The organism is Dysgonomonas termitidis (assembly GCF_054657735.1).
The window spans coordinates 2,339,423-2,355,700 of record NZ_BAAHYD010000002.1; the positions used below are offsets into that span (position 1 = coordinate 2,339,423).

The following is a 16,278-nucleotide window of genomic DNA, read 5'->3' on the forward strand; positions in this document are numbered from 1 at the left end:
GATTTTCAAAAATGCAAAAGAGAATAAAATATTAGTAAAACTATGTCTACAATTAAGTGTATCGGTATTTTGACATCCGGAGGTGATGCTCCCGGTATGAATGCTGCAATCCGTGCTGTTACGCGTGCCGCTATTTATAACGGGTTGGAAGTAAAAGGTATTATGCGTGGTTATAAAGGGCTGATATTCGATGAAATCGAACCATTCAGAACCAATAGCGTAAGTAATATAATACAGCAAGGCGGTACAATACTGAAGACAGCCCGTAGTAAAGAATTTCAGACACCGGAAGGCCGTAAAATAGCTTATGAGGCCCTGCAAAGAGAAGGTATTGATGCATTGGTAGTTATCGGTGGTGACGGATCTCTCACCGGAGCTCGTATATTTGCGCAGGAGTTTAACTATCCTATCGTTGGTTTACCCGGAACTATAGATAACGACTTGCAAGGTACCGACCTGACTATCGGTTACGATACTGCACTGAACACCATTATGCAGGCTGTGGATAAGATACGTGATACAGCGAGTTCGCACGAACGTTTGTTCTTCATTGAAGTTATGGGACGTGAATGTGGTTTTCTTGCGCTGAACGGTGCTATTGCATCAGGTGCAGAAGCTGCCATTATCCCTGAAATGATGCTGCAGCAAGACCAGTTGGGAGACCTGATTTCCAATGGTTTCCGCAAAAGTAAAAACAGTAGTTTGGTCCTTGTTACCGAAGGTGACATTACCGGAGGTGCCATGGCCATGGCAGAACGTGTAAAGACTGAATATCCCCAATACGACGTACGTGTAACGATTCTGGGACATGTGCAGCGTGGAGGTTCTCCTACTGCCAATGACCGTATTCTGGCGAGCCGGATGGGTGCAGCGGCAATTGATGCTTTGCTGGACGGACAGCGTAATGTGATGATTGGCATACAGAACGACGAAATAGTGAATGTGCCGTTTTCAAAGGCGATCAAGAAAAATAAGCCGTTGCAGCAGGACTTGGTAAATACATTGAAAATTCTTTCAATATAATCAGAAAAATCTTTCGACTGTAATAGATACAGAATACAGAGCCTGCTAAAACAGGCTCTGTATTTCGTTTATATGAAGATTCATAATAGTTAGCATTTATAGATAAAGCACCTCTAATTTAATACATCTACTATCCAATAAATCATTCTCTTCATCTATCATTAACACATATTTCAAAACGTATTATTATACTGACTCATCGTTATAGCTCAAATTGTACATATTTATTTGCCCATCCAATTATTTAACCTGCAACCGTTTGCATATTTAATTAGGCGATTAAGCGACAGAACAAAGGCCTGCATAAATAAATTGAGCTAGTTTTACATCCGGTTACATTCTATTGATAATTCAATCTAATTTTAATCATGAAAAATCTTCATTTTATTTTCCTGTCTCTATTAATATTTGCCGGATGCAGTGATAATGATGACCCTGTTGTACCAGTGGTTCCCGAACCACCAACGTCAGGTTCTTCTATCGGAGATCTGAGAGATGGTATAACCGTTATCAGTGACGATTCTTTAGCTTTTGTATTATTTGCGCCGGGTAAGCAATCAGTATATCTCATAGGTGATTTCAACGACTGGAGAGTGTCTGAGGCATACAAAATGAATCAGAAAGATGACCGGTTCTGGATAAAGATCGGAGGTTTGGAGAAAGGCAAAGAATATATATGCCAGTATTTGATTGATAATAAAATAAGAGTCGCAGACCCTTATGCTTCCAAAATATCAGATCCGCAAAACGATCGGTATATAAACATGGAATACGATATATATCCGGGTCTGATTACACCGACAACAAAAACAACAGGCCTGTCTATGGTCGTAAACACTTCACCTGCCGGATACTCTTGGAAGGTATCGGATTTTAGCCCTCAGAATCCTGGGAACATGGTTGTCTATGAAGTGCTTATCCGTGATTTTACGGAGAAACGGAGTATAAAAGGAGTGCAGGAGAAACTTAATTATATAAAGAACCTGGGAGTAAATGCTATTGAACTGATGCCATTCAATGAGTTTGAAGGGAATGACAGTTGGGGATACAATCCGTCTTTCTACTTCGCCACGGATAAGGCATATGGTACCTCGAATGATTATAAAGCTTTTATAGATGAATGCCATGCAAATGGTATAGCTGTAATCATGGACATGGTACTGAATCACAGTTTTAGTCAAAGCCCTATGGTCACTATGTATAAGAACGATAATGATGATAATATCGAGGATAACCCATGGTATAACAAGGAATCTCCAAATCCCGTTTATTCCTGGGGTTATGATTTCAATCATGAAAGCAAATATACCCAGGCTTTCGTAGACAGTGTATGCTCGTACTGGATGAAGGAGTATAAGGTAGACGGATTCCGTTTCGATTTCACAAAAGGCTTTACTAATACAAAAGGAGATGGCAATGCATTAGATCAGGCCCGTATCAATATCTTGAAAAGGATGGTGGATGAGATTCGCAAACGGAATCCTGATGCAATTATCATTTTTGAACATCTGGCTGATAACAGCGAAGAGAAGGTATTAGCCGATTATGGAATCTATCTATGGGGCAATATCAATTACAACTTCAATGAAGCGACTATGGGCTGGGGTAAATATATTGGTGACTATAACAAACAAAACGGGGATATCAGCTGGGCCTCATATGCGGAAAGAGGCTGGACAAAACCAAACCTGGTGGCTTATATGGAAAGCCACGACGAAGAACGCATCATGTTCAAAAACAATAGCTATGGCTATAAGGACAACCCTCTTTACAATGTGCAGGAACCGGCCGTCGGATTGGCACGCACAGAGGCTGCCGCTGTAATCCTGATGTCACTTCCCGGTCCGAAGATGATTTGGCAGTTCGGCGAATTGGGATATGATTATTCTATCAATTCCCGTGAAGACGGCTACTGGACAAGCGACTATGAAGACGGGCGTTTTCGTACAGCTAAGAAACCAATCAAATGGGATTATTTAGAAGATACAAACAGGAAAGCCTTGTATGATGTATATGCCGAAATGAACAAACTGCATACGACCAATCCTATTTTCTCCACAACTGATTATACCATAGGCATTGCCGATAATTTCAAGCAAATACTACTGAAGTCGGCTGGTGGTTATGTATGCGCTATCGCCAATTTCGACATTGTCCCTGCAACTGCAACTGTAAACTTTGGCAAGACAGGAACATGGCAGGACTATTTTACAGACAAGACATTAGTTGTGACCGGATTAACGCAAGAAATAACATTGAACCCGGGTGAATATTATTTGTATTTCAGCAAGTAATCATCCGATAATGGTCGCCACAATACGGCGGCTGCCCCCGTGGTTGCGGAACTCGCACAAATAGATTCCCTGCCAGACACCCATATTAAGACGGCCCTTTGTAATCGGTATAGTAAGACTAACCCCTGCAAGAGTCGTCTTTGCATGTGCAGGCATATCGTCATCACCTTCCATAGTATGCACATAGTAAGGTTCGCGTTCACGTACCAGGCGATTGAAGATTGATTCCATATCTTCCCGCACATCCGGGTCGGCATTCTCATTAATAGTGAGAGCTGCTGAAGTGTGTTTTATGAATAGATGTAGTAAACCTGCCTGAGGTAAAGCGGGCAGGTTCCGGACTATTTCTTCCGTTATCAGATGAAACCCCCTGTTGCGGGGTTGTAAAGAGAATTCTACCTGACCGGCCATGATCACAAGCAGTTTTCGGCGTGATAAGACGATCGTACCAATGGCCCGCTCTCCACATAATCGAATCCTTTGCTTAGGGCAACTTCCTTGAAACGCTTAAACTCGTCCGGATGGATATATGAAACCACTGGCAAATGCTTGCGCGATGGCTGCAGATATTGGCCGATAGTCAACACCGAACAGTTCGATGCACGGAGATCATCCATTAACTGAAATATTTCTTCGGTAGTTTCTCCCAAACCGACCATCATTCCCGATTTAGCTTTCAGTCCATTATCCGCAATACGTTTCAATACCGACAGGCTTACATCGTATTTTGCCGCGCTGCGTACTTTCGGGGTAAGGCTTCTCACCGTTTCCATATTATGTGATATAACATTGGGTGCAGCCTTGCATACCATATCTACCAGTTCAAATTTACCCTGAAAATCAGGTATCAGCACTTCGATAGTAGTAGAGGGATTTACCTGACGCACCTTGTTGATGGTATCTACCCAGTGCTGGGCTCCCTGATCCGGGAGATCATCTCTGTCTACCGAAGTTATTACTGCATGCTTAAGTCCCATCAGCTGTATAGATTTGGCTACATTAGCCGGCTCGAAAGGGTTTAAAGCCAGTGGACGTCCGGTCTTTGTATTGCAGAACTTGCACGAGCGGGTACAAATATCACCGCCGATCATAAATGTTGCGGTTCCCCGTCCCCAGCATTCACCCATGTTAGGGCAACGTCCGCTGGTGCAAATCGTATGTAATCCATGTGATTCTACTATATTTAAAGTTTCGGAGAAATGATCGCTACCTCCCAGTTTTATTTTCAACCAGTCCGGTTTTTTTACATGTTCCATCTATATTGTGAATTATGATTTTAGAAAATATAAAACAAAGATAAGCCTTAGAATGTTTCCCATGAAAATAGTAAGGGTTAAAAAGTCATCTATTTATACTATCATTGATAGATGAACAAAATACAAAACTTAGAAACGGAACCTCATTTCCCAATCTAAGCAAAAAAGGAAGTTCACAAAATCACTTCGTTAACTCCGGGGCCTTAACACAAACTTTACAAAACTACATCCATAAAACGGCATACGCAGTAAAAAGTTTTACGGAAATTAAAATCAATATGAAAAAGATATTAGGCAATAGATAGGATATGCGGAAAGAATACAGTATATCCTGATTTTATTTATAGACAAACCAAGTCTTCAAGTGGACAATTATTATAAGAATTTTACAATTTGTAAGCACCATTTTGTTATATCAGGCAATATGTAAGCAATAAGGTGGTAAAATAAAGGTATTATACCCATAAAATAAAGCAATTTGAAAGCAGTTAGTCAAATGCCCCAAAAAAACTTATCATTATAATCACCTCCATGCAATCGGAAAAGACGGATGGACCGAAGAAAAGGAACTGCATTTCATGCAGAAATACTCGCCGCCGATACTTGACAGGATTCAAAACAAGCTTTCAAAAATAGCCCGACGCCGCAATTTCATTCCTGACCCTGATATCTACCAAGCCGTCACGTACATGCAGAACGAAATGGCAGATATCGGTAATATTCTTACCGCAGCCAACTACCAACTCGACAACAATGCCGTTGAACGGGTGAACTGCAGTATCTCTCTGATGCGACGCAACTCTTTGTTCTCCGGAAGCCATAAGGGAGCCGATCAGGCTGTGGTCTATTACTCGTTAGCATGTTCCTGTCGTTGTAAAGGTATAAATTTCTTTGAATACTTCTCTGACATTTTGAATCGTGTCGCCGCATTACGACCCACAACTCCTATTGAGCATTACCGCAATCCCTTGCCTGATAGATGGCATAAATAAAACATTGTACTCAAGGCCAAAAGCTATCCCGGTTTGCAATATTAATACGAATCGGGGATAGTTTTTATACTTAATCCAAGGGGGTATTAACAAATTTCTTATGTCATCCTCGAGACGCTTACCAGTGGCAGACCCTTTTATATTTTTGTTTGATGAAAAAAGAAACAAAGACCTTGTTGTACTCTTTGTACAGAAGGTAAAAAACGGAACAGATGCTACCTTTAACAATCGTTTCATTTGGGTCGGTGGTATGACATATAAGCGTATCATATCATCGATATTTGTTCCGTGAGAAAGCTCCATTGCCATAATCTTTTTCTACAAAATTAATGGTAAAATGTTGTCTACAAAAGATATAGTTGTCCAGTCGATTTCATAAGTCTGTCAAAGATTGAAAGAAAGGGCGAAACTTCCAAAAGTGAGGTTTCGCCCAATTATCTAAATTTATACGATTTGTTTTTTATTTGTACGATTTAAAGCGCCGATTATACATAAAGCGTATTGCTCATTTTAAATGTACAATAAGCACCTAAAGGAATATCGAAATACTTATTTGAGGACAAGAGTATTATCTTGGTCTGACAAAAGCCTTCATTAATATAAAAACCAGTCTTAGTGACCTTATTAGTGTATATATTTCAATAGTTTACTAAATACCAGTTACTTACGGTAGGACTGGCACCCTATTGCGTAACACTATGTTGTTTGTAAATGAAGAGGATGTGTCAGTAGTTAATAAAATGGCACACCCTCTTTTTATTTATCCGGCAATTTGTCAGTTAGCCTTTACCAGTTTGATATTATCTAGGAACCAACGGTTGGCTGTACTTAACTGCCAATTACTCTGCCGGATCGTGATGCGCGTGTCTTTGCTGATCGTAACGCCGTCGAGCCGCACTTCGGCTGCGATCCATTCGAGCCTGTGACCGCTCTCCCATCCCGCTACGGGTACGTCAAATGTCGTTTCGTTGCTTCCGTTTGTAACGATGACGATCAGGTTGACGGGATCGATTACACCCGAACCCTGGCGCATCGGGCACCAAACGAACGACAACACGGCGGTGGCACCGGATGGCACATCCTCTTCAAGTTTCGGAAGAATGATACCTGCCTGATAGCCGGTTTTACCGAATTTGAGGTAATTCTGCTGGAGATAGATACATTCGCTCGCGTTTGTGCTCGAAGGAGTGACACGCAGGAATTCATAACCCTTCGCGATAAGAGCGTTAAGGGCTGAAATGCCGTCAATCTTCGGGGTGGGCAGTTGTGGAGCGGTGGCATCGAGGTTGTTCATCTCGACAGTTTGCCCGGCTGTACCTGCTTCAGCCCAAGGTTGCAACCATTCAAAATCATCAGCGAAATATATGATTTCATAAAGTCCCTTGTCTTCTACTTTAGTCGCTATCAATCTGACAACCGGTGCAGCTACACCGGCAAAATAACCCGTAACTTTTACCTTATGCCCATTCAGCGAGGCAATCCCCAAACTTTCAGGCGCATCTATCACTGAAACAGAATAATTTGCGCCCTCTACCGTTATATTATTACCATTCAATATGCCGCTGACCATAACAAAAGCCCTCGAAGCGGAAGTGTAGGTATTCACCTTATCGGTAATATCTGTCGCAATAGGATAGGATACCGTCCCACCCGTAGAATTAACATTCACTTCGTCACACTCCACGTAAGGGAGCGAATAAGTATCGGAGAGTTTTGTTCCTTTTACCGAAACCTTATCGCCAACACTTACAGTGGAGGAACTCTGCATAAGGATATTAACAATTCCATCGCTAACAATGAAACCTTTTGTAGTGACAGTTGTTACTGTAATTTGCGGTACTGATACTACCTCTTCGTTTGCCAATACCGCTAATTCCGCAAGCGTATATTCCTTGCAGTCGCGATATTTATCTCCTTCCTGAAAAATTATCACTTCCGCCCTACTTGCCAGTGTGCTACCCTTGAATACAACAGCAGTCTTGCGAGGATTGTCAGCAGCACCACCGCGCATATTTTCAGTTACAGAAATTGTAACATCCATAGTTCCGGTACCCAAAGCGGGAGTGACTGTTACCCATTCGGGAACATCCGCCACCCAGTCAGCGTCAGCATAGACTGTGATGACTTTTTCTAACCTTCCGGTCGCTTCGAAATTCAGTGCACCAGTACTTGCCAATACAGCTTTGGAGAGTGTACTTTCTTCATCGCGGCACCCCTCTAAGAGATTCATAGACGCCAACAGGAGAAAGACCATTATATAATAACATATACGTTTCATAATCTTGCATTTTTTTCAATTACTATTTTTCAGTTAAAAAGAGAGACCATCATTCCAACCCGGATTCTGCGTGAGATTGTGATTAAGCGAACGTTCGTTGATAGGAATTGGGTAGAGATAATCACGTACCTCGTTGAAAGGTGTACGTTCGATATTTTTATGATAGTAGATGTAGCCCTTATCACCTCCGGAAAGAATTATTTCTTTTCCTATCTCATATGCTACTCCGGAAGAAACGGTTGGTTTGGGTGTTCCATTGGCATAGAGGGTAACATCAACCTTTCCGTCTCCACTCAGGTCGTATGCTCCGGGACCGGGAAAATACATACCATAAGTAGACTGGCCAATGCAATAACCGGCTTTCCAACGCACCAAGTCATTGAAGCGGAATCCTTCTTGGTTCAGTTCAATGGCCCGCTCACGACGGATTTCAAGGATGACACCCTTGTTCGTACCTGCAACATTCGGATAACCTGTCTCAGCTTCAGACAGGTATCTGTCCGGAGAGGCATTGGCAGTACCCATATTAAGGTCCGGCATTCCTACGCGTCGACGAATCAGGTTAATAGTTTTGTCCAGATCGGCTTGTGTCAAGGTACCAAGTTCAGCCTTTGCTTCGGCATAATTCAAGAGCACCTCCGCATAGCGGTAAACCGGAAGGTCGCATGTAGAGCGATCGTTACGATCGACATTCCCGCCGGAGGCCTTTGGATCTTGCACAAATTTGATGGGCTGATAACCGGTGACACTTGTCGAAAGATCGGGTGGCAGCACTATTGTGGTACCAATACGCGTATAGCCCGGTGTACGGATGCTTTGAGACAAACGGGGATCGCGATTCTTCATTTCGTCAATGAACGACATTTCCTGCCAGCCGGACTGATTGGTGAATGCCGTACCGTCTTTCATCAGATAAGTGTTCACCATCTTGCGGGTCAGTCCCGGGCGTCCCTGTGTAGGCACCAGCGTATGAGCTGTAGCGTTGTGGTAAATGCTGAGTCCGTAGTCAAATTTGATAGCGAGAATATACTCATCCATATTTGCATTCTCTTCGGCAAAAAGTGTTAGGTAATCGCTTTCAGGATGATTTGTGCTATATAGTTTGTAAGGATAATCGGAATCCTCCATTATCAGTTGCGCAGCCGCTACCGACTGCTCCAAATAATACTTGTAGTCGTGCCCTTCAAGACTGAGTTGGTGATATTTCCGGTAGGTACCTTCATATAAACAGAACTGAGCTTTCAGTGCCATGGCTGCATATTTATTGACACGATAAGGACTGCTTGTCTCCTTTTTTTTATTTGGGAGATTGGCAATAGCATAGTCTATATCTTCCATCATGTGAGTCATAACCAATTCCCGTGAATCGCGTGCCTTGTAGAGTAGTTCTCCATCCGCTGAACCCAATTCAACTTCATACCAAGGCACATCACCGAAACGTTTTACCTTCTCGAAATAGAAAAAAGCACGGAAAAAGCGAGTCAAAGCCTTGTATTTAATGACGGCATTCTCGTCTTTACACTGATCAGCGTAAGCCAACAGCGTGTTCATACGTCGCAAATCGGTCCATGTCCAACCACTACCTGAAGCGGGGACGGTACGTTTGGTACCTCCCAACATTTCATCCGGCAGGTTCTGGCAGACATATAGATCACTTTGTCTGTCGTAGGGTGATTTATTTAGCATATTATTGTAGAAAGGATTGCTGAATAACTGAAGATCTGTCTCAGTCTGGAAATAGTCCGATTGGGAAATCTCACTCAACGGCTGCAAGTCCAGCATATCATTGCAGGCCGTGAAACCCATGAGCAATGTCATGGATGCTATAATAATTCGTTTCATCTTAATCATAATTTTAAGAATTAAAAGGTAATATCAACACCAAACATCAGCGTCTTCTGCCAAGGATAGAAAGCATTGCTGGCCACCTCATCGGAACCAAATTTTTTCACGAAAGCTCCTTCGGGATCAATGTATTTAGTACGTTTCTTAAAAGGCGACCAATAGCTAAGATTCTCACCCGAAAAATAGAAACGAACCAAATCGACGCCAACTTTCTTTGTCAAAGTAATAGGAATAGTATAACCTACTGTCAGATTCTTAAGGCGCAGGTAACGTATGTTCTGGAGATAGCGATCATTGACTTTGCTAAGAGGACCTGACGTAGCTGAATATGCCATCGGTCGAGTGAAGTAAGCACTTGGATTATCTTCAGCCCACACATTTTTCAAGAAATCTTTTGGCAGATAAGTCTGGTAAGGATACGAATAAGGACCCCAGAATTGCATGGTTTGCCCAGATGGATACCAATAATGGTTGCCTGTCCCTTGTAAAAATATCGAGGTATCGAAACCATACCAACGGAGACTTACATTGATACCGTAAGAGAGGCTTGGAAGCGAGTTTCCCAAGATCTTGCGGTCGCCCGGATCATTGACATTATTGCTACCGATACCCAGTTTGTGGTCTCCATCAAGATCTAAGAACTTAAGGTCACCTGCCTGCCAACCGCCGGTGATACGACCATTAATATAGCTTAAATCTACCTCTTTGGCATAAGCCTGTGCCTCATCCGTACTTTGAAACAGTCCGTCGGTAACGAATCCCCATATTTCGCCCAAACGCATACCTTCGTAATAGCTCTTGGCAAAGGTCTTGTCTGCATTGTCATACTTGGTAATATAACTGCTGTAGTCACTGACATTGAAACCAATGCTGTACTCCAGAGGTTTATTTCCTATGGAAAACTTGTCTCTCCATAGGACAGACAACTCATAACCTTTCGTGCGCAAGTCGGCGGTATTCATTTTCGGTACACTGGCTCCGTACACAGCCGGCAGTTCAATACCATCGGTCAGCATGTCCTTTGTATTGCGCACATAACCGTCAAAAGTAACGTTCAACCGATTGTTCAACATACCAAGGTCAACACCAAGATTCCATTGTTCCGCTGTTTCCCAAGTCAAGTCGGAAGCAATCGGAGCTCCTAATGATGAGTATTTACCCATGGTGCTACCTTCGTTGAACGAATAGCCGGCGAAATCATTAATCGTAACCCTTCGGATAAAAGTATAATAATCAGAAACATTCTGGTTACCCAAGCTACCGAAAGAAGCTCTCAACTTCAAGTTATCAATGATGTTTCGAGTCTTCTCGAAAAAAGGTTCTTCGGAAATACGCCAACCTACGGAGGCGGAAGGGAACCATCCCCACCGACTACTGGCGGCAAAACGCGAAGTTCCATCGTAACGTCCGCTGATCTCTGCGAGATAACGACCTTTGTAATCGTAGTTAACACGACCGAAGATACCAGCTAAGGCATATTCATTCTGTCCACCACCTACTTCTGTGATTGTTTGACCCTCCGAATTTTGACCAACAAGGTTCAAGTCATCCAGCGTTGTGGAAGAGAGGTATTCTCCGGCTGCTGAAAGATTCTTTATATACAACCTTTCGTAGTTGAAACCTACTACGCCTGATACATGGTGTGTATTCTTGAACGTTTGTTCATAGTTGGCATAAGTATTCGCCGAATAGTAATTGCGTGTATTGGCTGATTCGTCTAAGCGATTGGCACCGGCACCGGTTGCATACACACCGAGTTCAGTGTCAGGATAGTCCCGATAATACATGTTATTGGAACGGCTTGTATTACGTGTTTGATACAGACGATAAGTGAAATCTGCTGTAAGGCTCAACGATTTGATCGGAGTAATGACCAGCCGGGTAGTGTTGGAAAAATCGTTCGCCCGATCTACGTTGCGGTGCGAACCTTCACCTACAATGATGTGGCGACCATTGGCTACTTTATAATTCAGATAGGGTGTACTGTAGAGCCATGATCCATCCGGATTTTTCATCGGGAAATTGGCCAATGCATGCCTGGCGCTGTATGCAATGGTATTCTCTACACTACCATCACCTTGGAAAGTGTATTGCGAACCGTAGAATGACGTGTTGTTTGTCATCGTCGCCCATTTGTTGATACGAAAGTCAATCTTTGAACGAAGATTATATTTTTTGTAGATATCCGGATTCGTCTTCAAAATACCTTTCTGATAATCATATGCTCCGGAGACGAGGTATTTGATGTCTTTCGCTCCTCCGCTGATAGAGATGTTGTGTTGTTGCACCGGATGAGTATCTGAAAACATCATGTGCCACCAGTCATAGTTACCGTAGTAAACCCACTGATTCCGTCCGTTTCTCACGTCTTCAACCACCCACGGACGATCAGGATGCTCTGTTTTATCGTTCACCCGAGCCAATAACTGCTGCATATCACGGTCTGTATAGTTGACATACAACGTTCCCGAATCAGCCTTCCAGAACTTGTTGATGGTATATACAGACCAATATCCGGTAGTCTCATAATCAGTGGAAGTTGTTGGACTCTCCCATCCGATGCGGCCGCTATAGCGAACAGTCGCTTTATTGTCTTGTGCCGATCCGGACTTCGTTGTAACAAGTATAACTCCAAAAGCCGCACGAGCACCGTAAACAGCAGCAGCCGAAGCATCTTTGATGACTGAGATGGATTCTACATCGTTCGCGTTGACAAGATTCAGGTCACCAACTGCACCGTCGATCAGCACAAGTGGCGAAGCCCCGTTAATAGATGTCACACCACGTACATTAATATCGGGCGAACTACCGGGTACACCTGAAGATGTGGTGATGTTAAGTCCTGCGACAGATCCTTGCAGCATATTGGTTAACGAATGGGATGCTCGGTTTTCGAGCGATTTGCCACTCACCGTTGTAACGGCTCCAGTCAAGTTAACCTTTTTCTGTGTTCCATAACCGATAACTACCGTTTCATCAAGTAAAATAGCATCTTCTTGCATATAAATCTTAATCTCATTTTGATTTGGGGAAATCTTGACTTTTTGGGACAAAAAACCCACATAAGAGATATTCAAAATGACAGCCTCTGATGGAACTTGAAGTCTGAAAGAACCATCCTCTGCAGTAATAGTAGCTCGAGTCATACCATTGACCTGAATGGTAACTCCCACGAGAGGATCTTGTTTCTCATCAAGTACTTGACCTAATATTACTCTGTCCTGGGCAGAAAGAACCGAAACACTCCCCACTATTAACAGTAGCCATAAAATAAATGATTTGAGTACTTTCATAAATTTACAGTATTAAAATTAAAGTAATTTTTATTTGGATTTATAGACATCTGTAGAGAAAGCCTTAGGACGTTGCATATTTTCTGTCCATGTGTGTCCGAATTCATCCTTGACAGTAATAACCAAGTCCGTATTGGCATTGTCTACTTTCATCTTGAAGAAATGACTGGCTTTTTCGGTAATAAAACTAGGAGTAGCAGTGAGAGTAGCCGAATTGAAACGTTTCACGGAAAGAGCAGCAATATGCAGCGGGTCATATGCCCAGACTTTTATAGGAGTCAGATCTTTCCCGGACTCATCAGTCACCGTCAATGTCCAGCGCGGGTTCCAGTTCCAGATATTTATCAGTACTTCATTATTGTTGTTTGCCGGATAAGCATTGACATACTGCATATATTTATTTTTAACTGTGCTGGAGATATTAGAAGGCATCAACGGAACATCCGTCAACGAGAAGCTTACATTGTTCAGGTCGTAACTGCGAAACTGGTAATCCTGCGTCCATCCCGTACCCTTGTAGAGATATTGAATATTTGTACCAGAAACATCCCAAATAGCATATCCGCCCGGGGTGCCATCAGGACTAATATGAACACCCTGAGTTAAGTAGTTTGACCACCACCATGAGGCACAAATAGCTCCCGAGTTGTGTTCAAAGAATTCCTTACCGCCTACAATAGAGGCTTCAGGCGTTACATTGAAGATCTCATGCGTATGTCCTGTCACAAAATGCACCTTATAGTCCTTCACAATATTAAGAAGCTGATTGGTACTAGTCACATCATGATCAATCTTGAAATCACCGGATTCTAAAGGATAGAATACTTGCGCATGCATCACGATGACCAGCGGTGTGGATTTGCTAATATAAGAGAGGTCTTTTGTTAACCAAGTCAATTGTTCAGCAAAAAGATTTTTTGAATAATTACGCGAATCCGTTCCATCATAATTGTTGCAATCGATGTCATCCAAGACAACATAATGTACCTTCCCTATATTAAAGGAATAATAGGTCGGTCCAATGAAACTCATATATTTGCTCTCTGCGCTAAAATCGTTCGTTGTCTTATAATCATAATCATGATTACCGATAGTATGGAATATCTGTAAATTCTTAATAAGACCGTTAATAGTATTCAGGTAATTAGGAAGCTCAAAATACTTATTTGAATACCAATACAAATCCCATGTCATATCTCCCAGCGTAATCGCATACATTTTCTCGCTTGGATGAGCATTACGGTAATTGTTCAAGTCGGTTGTGAAATCCTTAAATTGATTAATATCATTCGTACGATCGGCAAGGTGCATATCTCCAAGCATGAAGACTTTATAAATATCTTGTCCTGTAACCTTCTTGAGAGTAAAGTCTACTCGTTCTGCTGTGTTAGCATTGCCTTTTAATGTCTGAGAGAACAAAGGAAGCACTCCTGAAGAAGGGACTTCGTAATTGCTCGGAACAGAGATAAAGACATAATTTCTTTTTTTCGCAGACTTGAGTTGATAGATACCTTTTTCATCTGTAGTGGTCACTTCTACACCATCCGAAACCACGACATCTTTCACGCCACCCTCTTCCGATTTAACGATGCCATATATCGTAGTGCCTTCATCTGGCGTAAACAAAAAATCAACAATATTAATATATATACGTCCAATAGACTTCTTCTGTACATTCCTTTTAAGGTAAACATTGTAATTACCTGTTTCACATTCATTGGAAATCCTTACAGTAAAGTTTGTGGATGTAACAGCGATGATAGGACAAATGTAAGATATACCACCCGACTCCAGAATGAATGAGTCGGATGTTTTTAGTCCAACGCCCTCTTGTCCTATAAAGACATATTCATCACCTCTGATAATATCAATTGAGGACGGAAGGCTAATCCGTACATCAAAATTATCCGTAGGTTCTTCTGTACCGTTCCCACTCTTGCAACCATACAATGGTAAAATGGATACTAGTACCAACCCCAATAAATATATTTCAATATTTCTAATACTACTATTTTTCATGTCACTCAATTCAATAATTTAAAAGTATATTTTCTTATTTAGCAAGTAATTCCAGCAATCGTTCCGGATTATTCGTTGTAATGTAATCTACCCCCAGTCCTATAAAATATTTCAAGTCCTCATCCCTGTCAACTATCCAGACATTCACTTCCAAACCTAATTGCTGTGCTTCCTTTACTCATTCGGAATGCTGTCTTAATACATCTGCCGAATAATCAATCTCTGCCAAACCAAGTTTCTTGATTTTCTTCGGAGATAAACCCTATCCAAATAATAAATTTTGGTATTGGGCAGTAGTTTTTTGAAAGCCAAACAAGCATTAAGGGAAAACGCAAAGATGTCCTTACGATCCAACAATTTGTACTTCTTTAAAGCTTTGACAATTCTTGCCGCAGATTCATCTTTTCTGGAAAGATCTGTCAGAGATTTCATTTCCAGAATAACACGAGTATTCGGTTTACTTGCCGCCACTTTCAAATATTCATCAAGAGTGGGAATTTGTTCTCCGTTATCCAAGCGTACTTTACAGATTTTAGCAAATGGTGTAGTTTCCATATTAACCCCTTTGAACTTTATATAATGATTGACGACTAATTTTCCATCAGTTGTCATCCAAACATCAAATTCAGAACTAATAGAGCCATAGAATCAGCCTTTATAAAAGAAGACAGAGAGTTTTGAGCCGCCCCCTGTGTCATCAAATAACCACGGTGGGCTATTACCTTCACTAGAGCATAAGAGATAGAATACATCACGAAGAGTAATACAAATAATGGAACCCTTTTTTTATAACATATTAATTATTAAATAAATAATTGAATTCTTTGTTTCGAATTCGATATGTTAGTTCTAATCTTCCAACCCTCTGTATGGAATTTCACTTTTGGATTCGGAACGTCATTGCATTTTACAATGATCACACCTTCTTTTTCCCAGTGTTGCTTGACAATAAAGCCACTCATTGAACCTGCAGCATGTTTTGTCTCCTCAATGACTGCTGTTGCGCTAATTAATGGTTCTGATGTTTCCGGGTCGGTTATTATCCCGGATACAGATCCGTTTTGTTGGGCATAAACTGAGGTTATGCTCCCCATAATAATGAAGAGTAATAAGGTCAGTTTTATCCCTCTTCTGGATTGATTCCATCTGAAAATAAAAACATTCATAGTATTCCGTTTAGATTAAATGAATTAAATTCTTGTTTTAAGTGCATCACTTTCCTTTTTTTTATGAAGCACAAAATAAGAAGAGTTTTATTGTATGGTAATTTAGATTTAA

12 protein-coding genes are annotated in these 16,278 nt (G+C 41.6%); 3 read left to right on the forward strand and 9 right to left on the reverse strand.

What is annotated here, in order from left to right:
• Positions 1-42 precede the first annotated feature (42 nt).
• Both pfkA and ACYQ3L_RS13835 read left to right on the forward strand, forming a co-directional pair.
• Positions 43-1,023, forward strand: a complete 981-nt coding sequence (gene pfkA, locus ACYQ3L_RS13830; RefSeq protein WP_379994000.1) for a 6-phosphofructokinase — start codon at positions 43-45, stop codon at positions 1,021-1,023.
• A gap of 368 nt (positions 1,024-1,391) precedes the next feature.
• Complete coding sequence (locus tag ACYQ3L_RS13835) at positions 1,392-3,317, forward strand: alpha-amylase family glycosyl hydrolase (protein ID WP_379994001.1); 1,926 nt, start codon at positions 1,392-1,394, stop codon at positions 3,315-3,317.
• Here ACYQ3L_RS13835 and ACYQ3L_RS13840 read toward each other — a convergent pair whose 3' ends face one another.
• Together ACYQ3L_RS13840 and lipA are read right to left on the reverse strand one after the other, a co-directional pair.
• The gene (locus ACYQ3L_RS13840; protein WP_379994002.1) at positions 3,318-3,728 is read right to left on the reverse strand and encodes a secondary thiamine-phosphate synthase enzyme YjbQ; all 411 of its coding nucleotides are present in this window, start codon (positions 3,726-3,728) and stop codon (positions 3,318-3,320) included.
• A gap of 2 nt (positions 3,729-3,730) precedes the next feature.
• Positions 3,731-4,573 carry a lipoyl synthase gene (lipA, locus tag ACYQ3L_RS13845; protein WP_379994003.1) on the reverse strand — a complete coding sequence of 281 codons (843 nt, stop codon included), beginning with the start codon at positions 4,571-4,573 and terminating at the stop codon, positions 3,731-3,733.
• Between the two features lie 578 nt (positions 4,574-5,151).
• On the opposite strand from lipA, the gene ACYQ3L_RS13850 reads away from it, so the two are divergent.
• Positions 5,152-5,565: an IS66 family transposase gene (locus ACYQ3L_RS13850; protein ID WP_379994004.1), complete on the forward strand. Its 414-nt coding sequence runs from the start codon at positions 5,152-5,154 to the stop codon at positions 5,563-5,565.
• Between the two features lie 775 nt (positions 5,566-6,340).
• On the opposite strand, the gene ACYQ3L_RS13855 is transcribed toward ACYQ3L_RS13850, so the two are convergent.
• The 7 genes from ACYQ3L_RS13855 to ACYQ3L_RS13885 all read right to left on the reverse strand — a co-directional run bounded on the left by ACYQ3L_RS13855 (position 6,341) and on the right by ACYQ3L_RS13885 (position 16,166).
• Positions 6,341-7,843 carry a BACON domain-containing protein gene (locus ACYQ3L_RS13855; RefSeq protein ID WP_379994006.1) on the reverse strand — a complete coding sequence of 501 codons (1,503 nt, stop codon included), beginning with the start codon at positions 7,841-7,843 and terminating at the stop codon, positions 6,341-6,343.
• A 33-nt stretch (positions 7,844-7,876) separates the two neighbouring features.
• Positions 7,877-9,685: a RagB/SusD family nutrient uptake outer membrane protein gene (locus tag ACYQ3L_RS13860; protein WP_379994007.1), complete on the reverse strand. Its 1,809-nt coding sequence runs from the start codon at positions 9,683-9,685 to the stop codon at positions 7,877-7,879.
• 20 nt (positions 9,686-9,705) lie between these two features.
• A complete protein-coding gene (locus tag ACYQ3L_RS13865; protein ID WP_379994008.1) occupies positions 9,706-12,981 on the reverse strand; it encodes a SusC/RagA family TonB-linked outer membrane protein in 3,276 nt (1,091 codons plus the stop codon).
• Positions 12,982-13,011: 30 nt separating this feature from the next.
• Complete coding sequence (locus ACYQ3L_RS13870; RefSeq protein ID WP_379994009.1) at positions 13,012-15,000, reverse strand: calcineurin-like phosphoesterase C-terminal domain-containing protein; 1,989 nt, start codon at positions 14,998-15,000, stop codon at positions 13,012-13,014.
• A gap of 34 nt (positions 15,001-15,034) precedes the next feature.
• Positions 15,035-15,148 (reverse strand): hypothetical protein, encoded by a 114-nt coding sequence (locus tag ACYQ3L_RS13875; RefSeq protein WP_379994010.1) that lies wholly within the window; start codon positions 15,146-15,148, stop codon positions 15,035-15,037.
• Positions 15,149-15,195: 47 nt separating this feature from the next.
• Entirely contained in the window at positions 15,196-15,555 is a 360-nt protein-coding gene (locus ACYQ3L_RS13880) for a hypothetical protein (RefSeq protein WP_379994011.1), read from the reverse strand.
• A 248-nt stretch (positions 15,556-15,803) separates the two neighbouring features.
• Complete coding sequence (locus ACYQ3L_RS13885; protein WP_379994012.1) at positions 15,804-16,166, reverse strand: hypothetical protein; 363 nt, start codon at positions 16,164-16,166, stop codon at positions 15,804-15,806.
• Between the last annotated feature and the right edge of the window lie 112 nt (positions 16,167-16,278).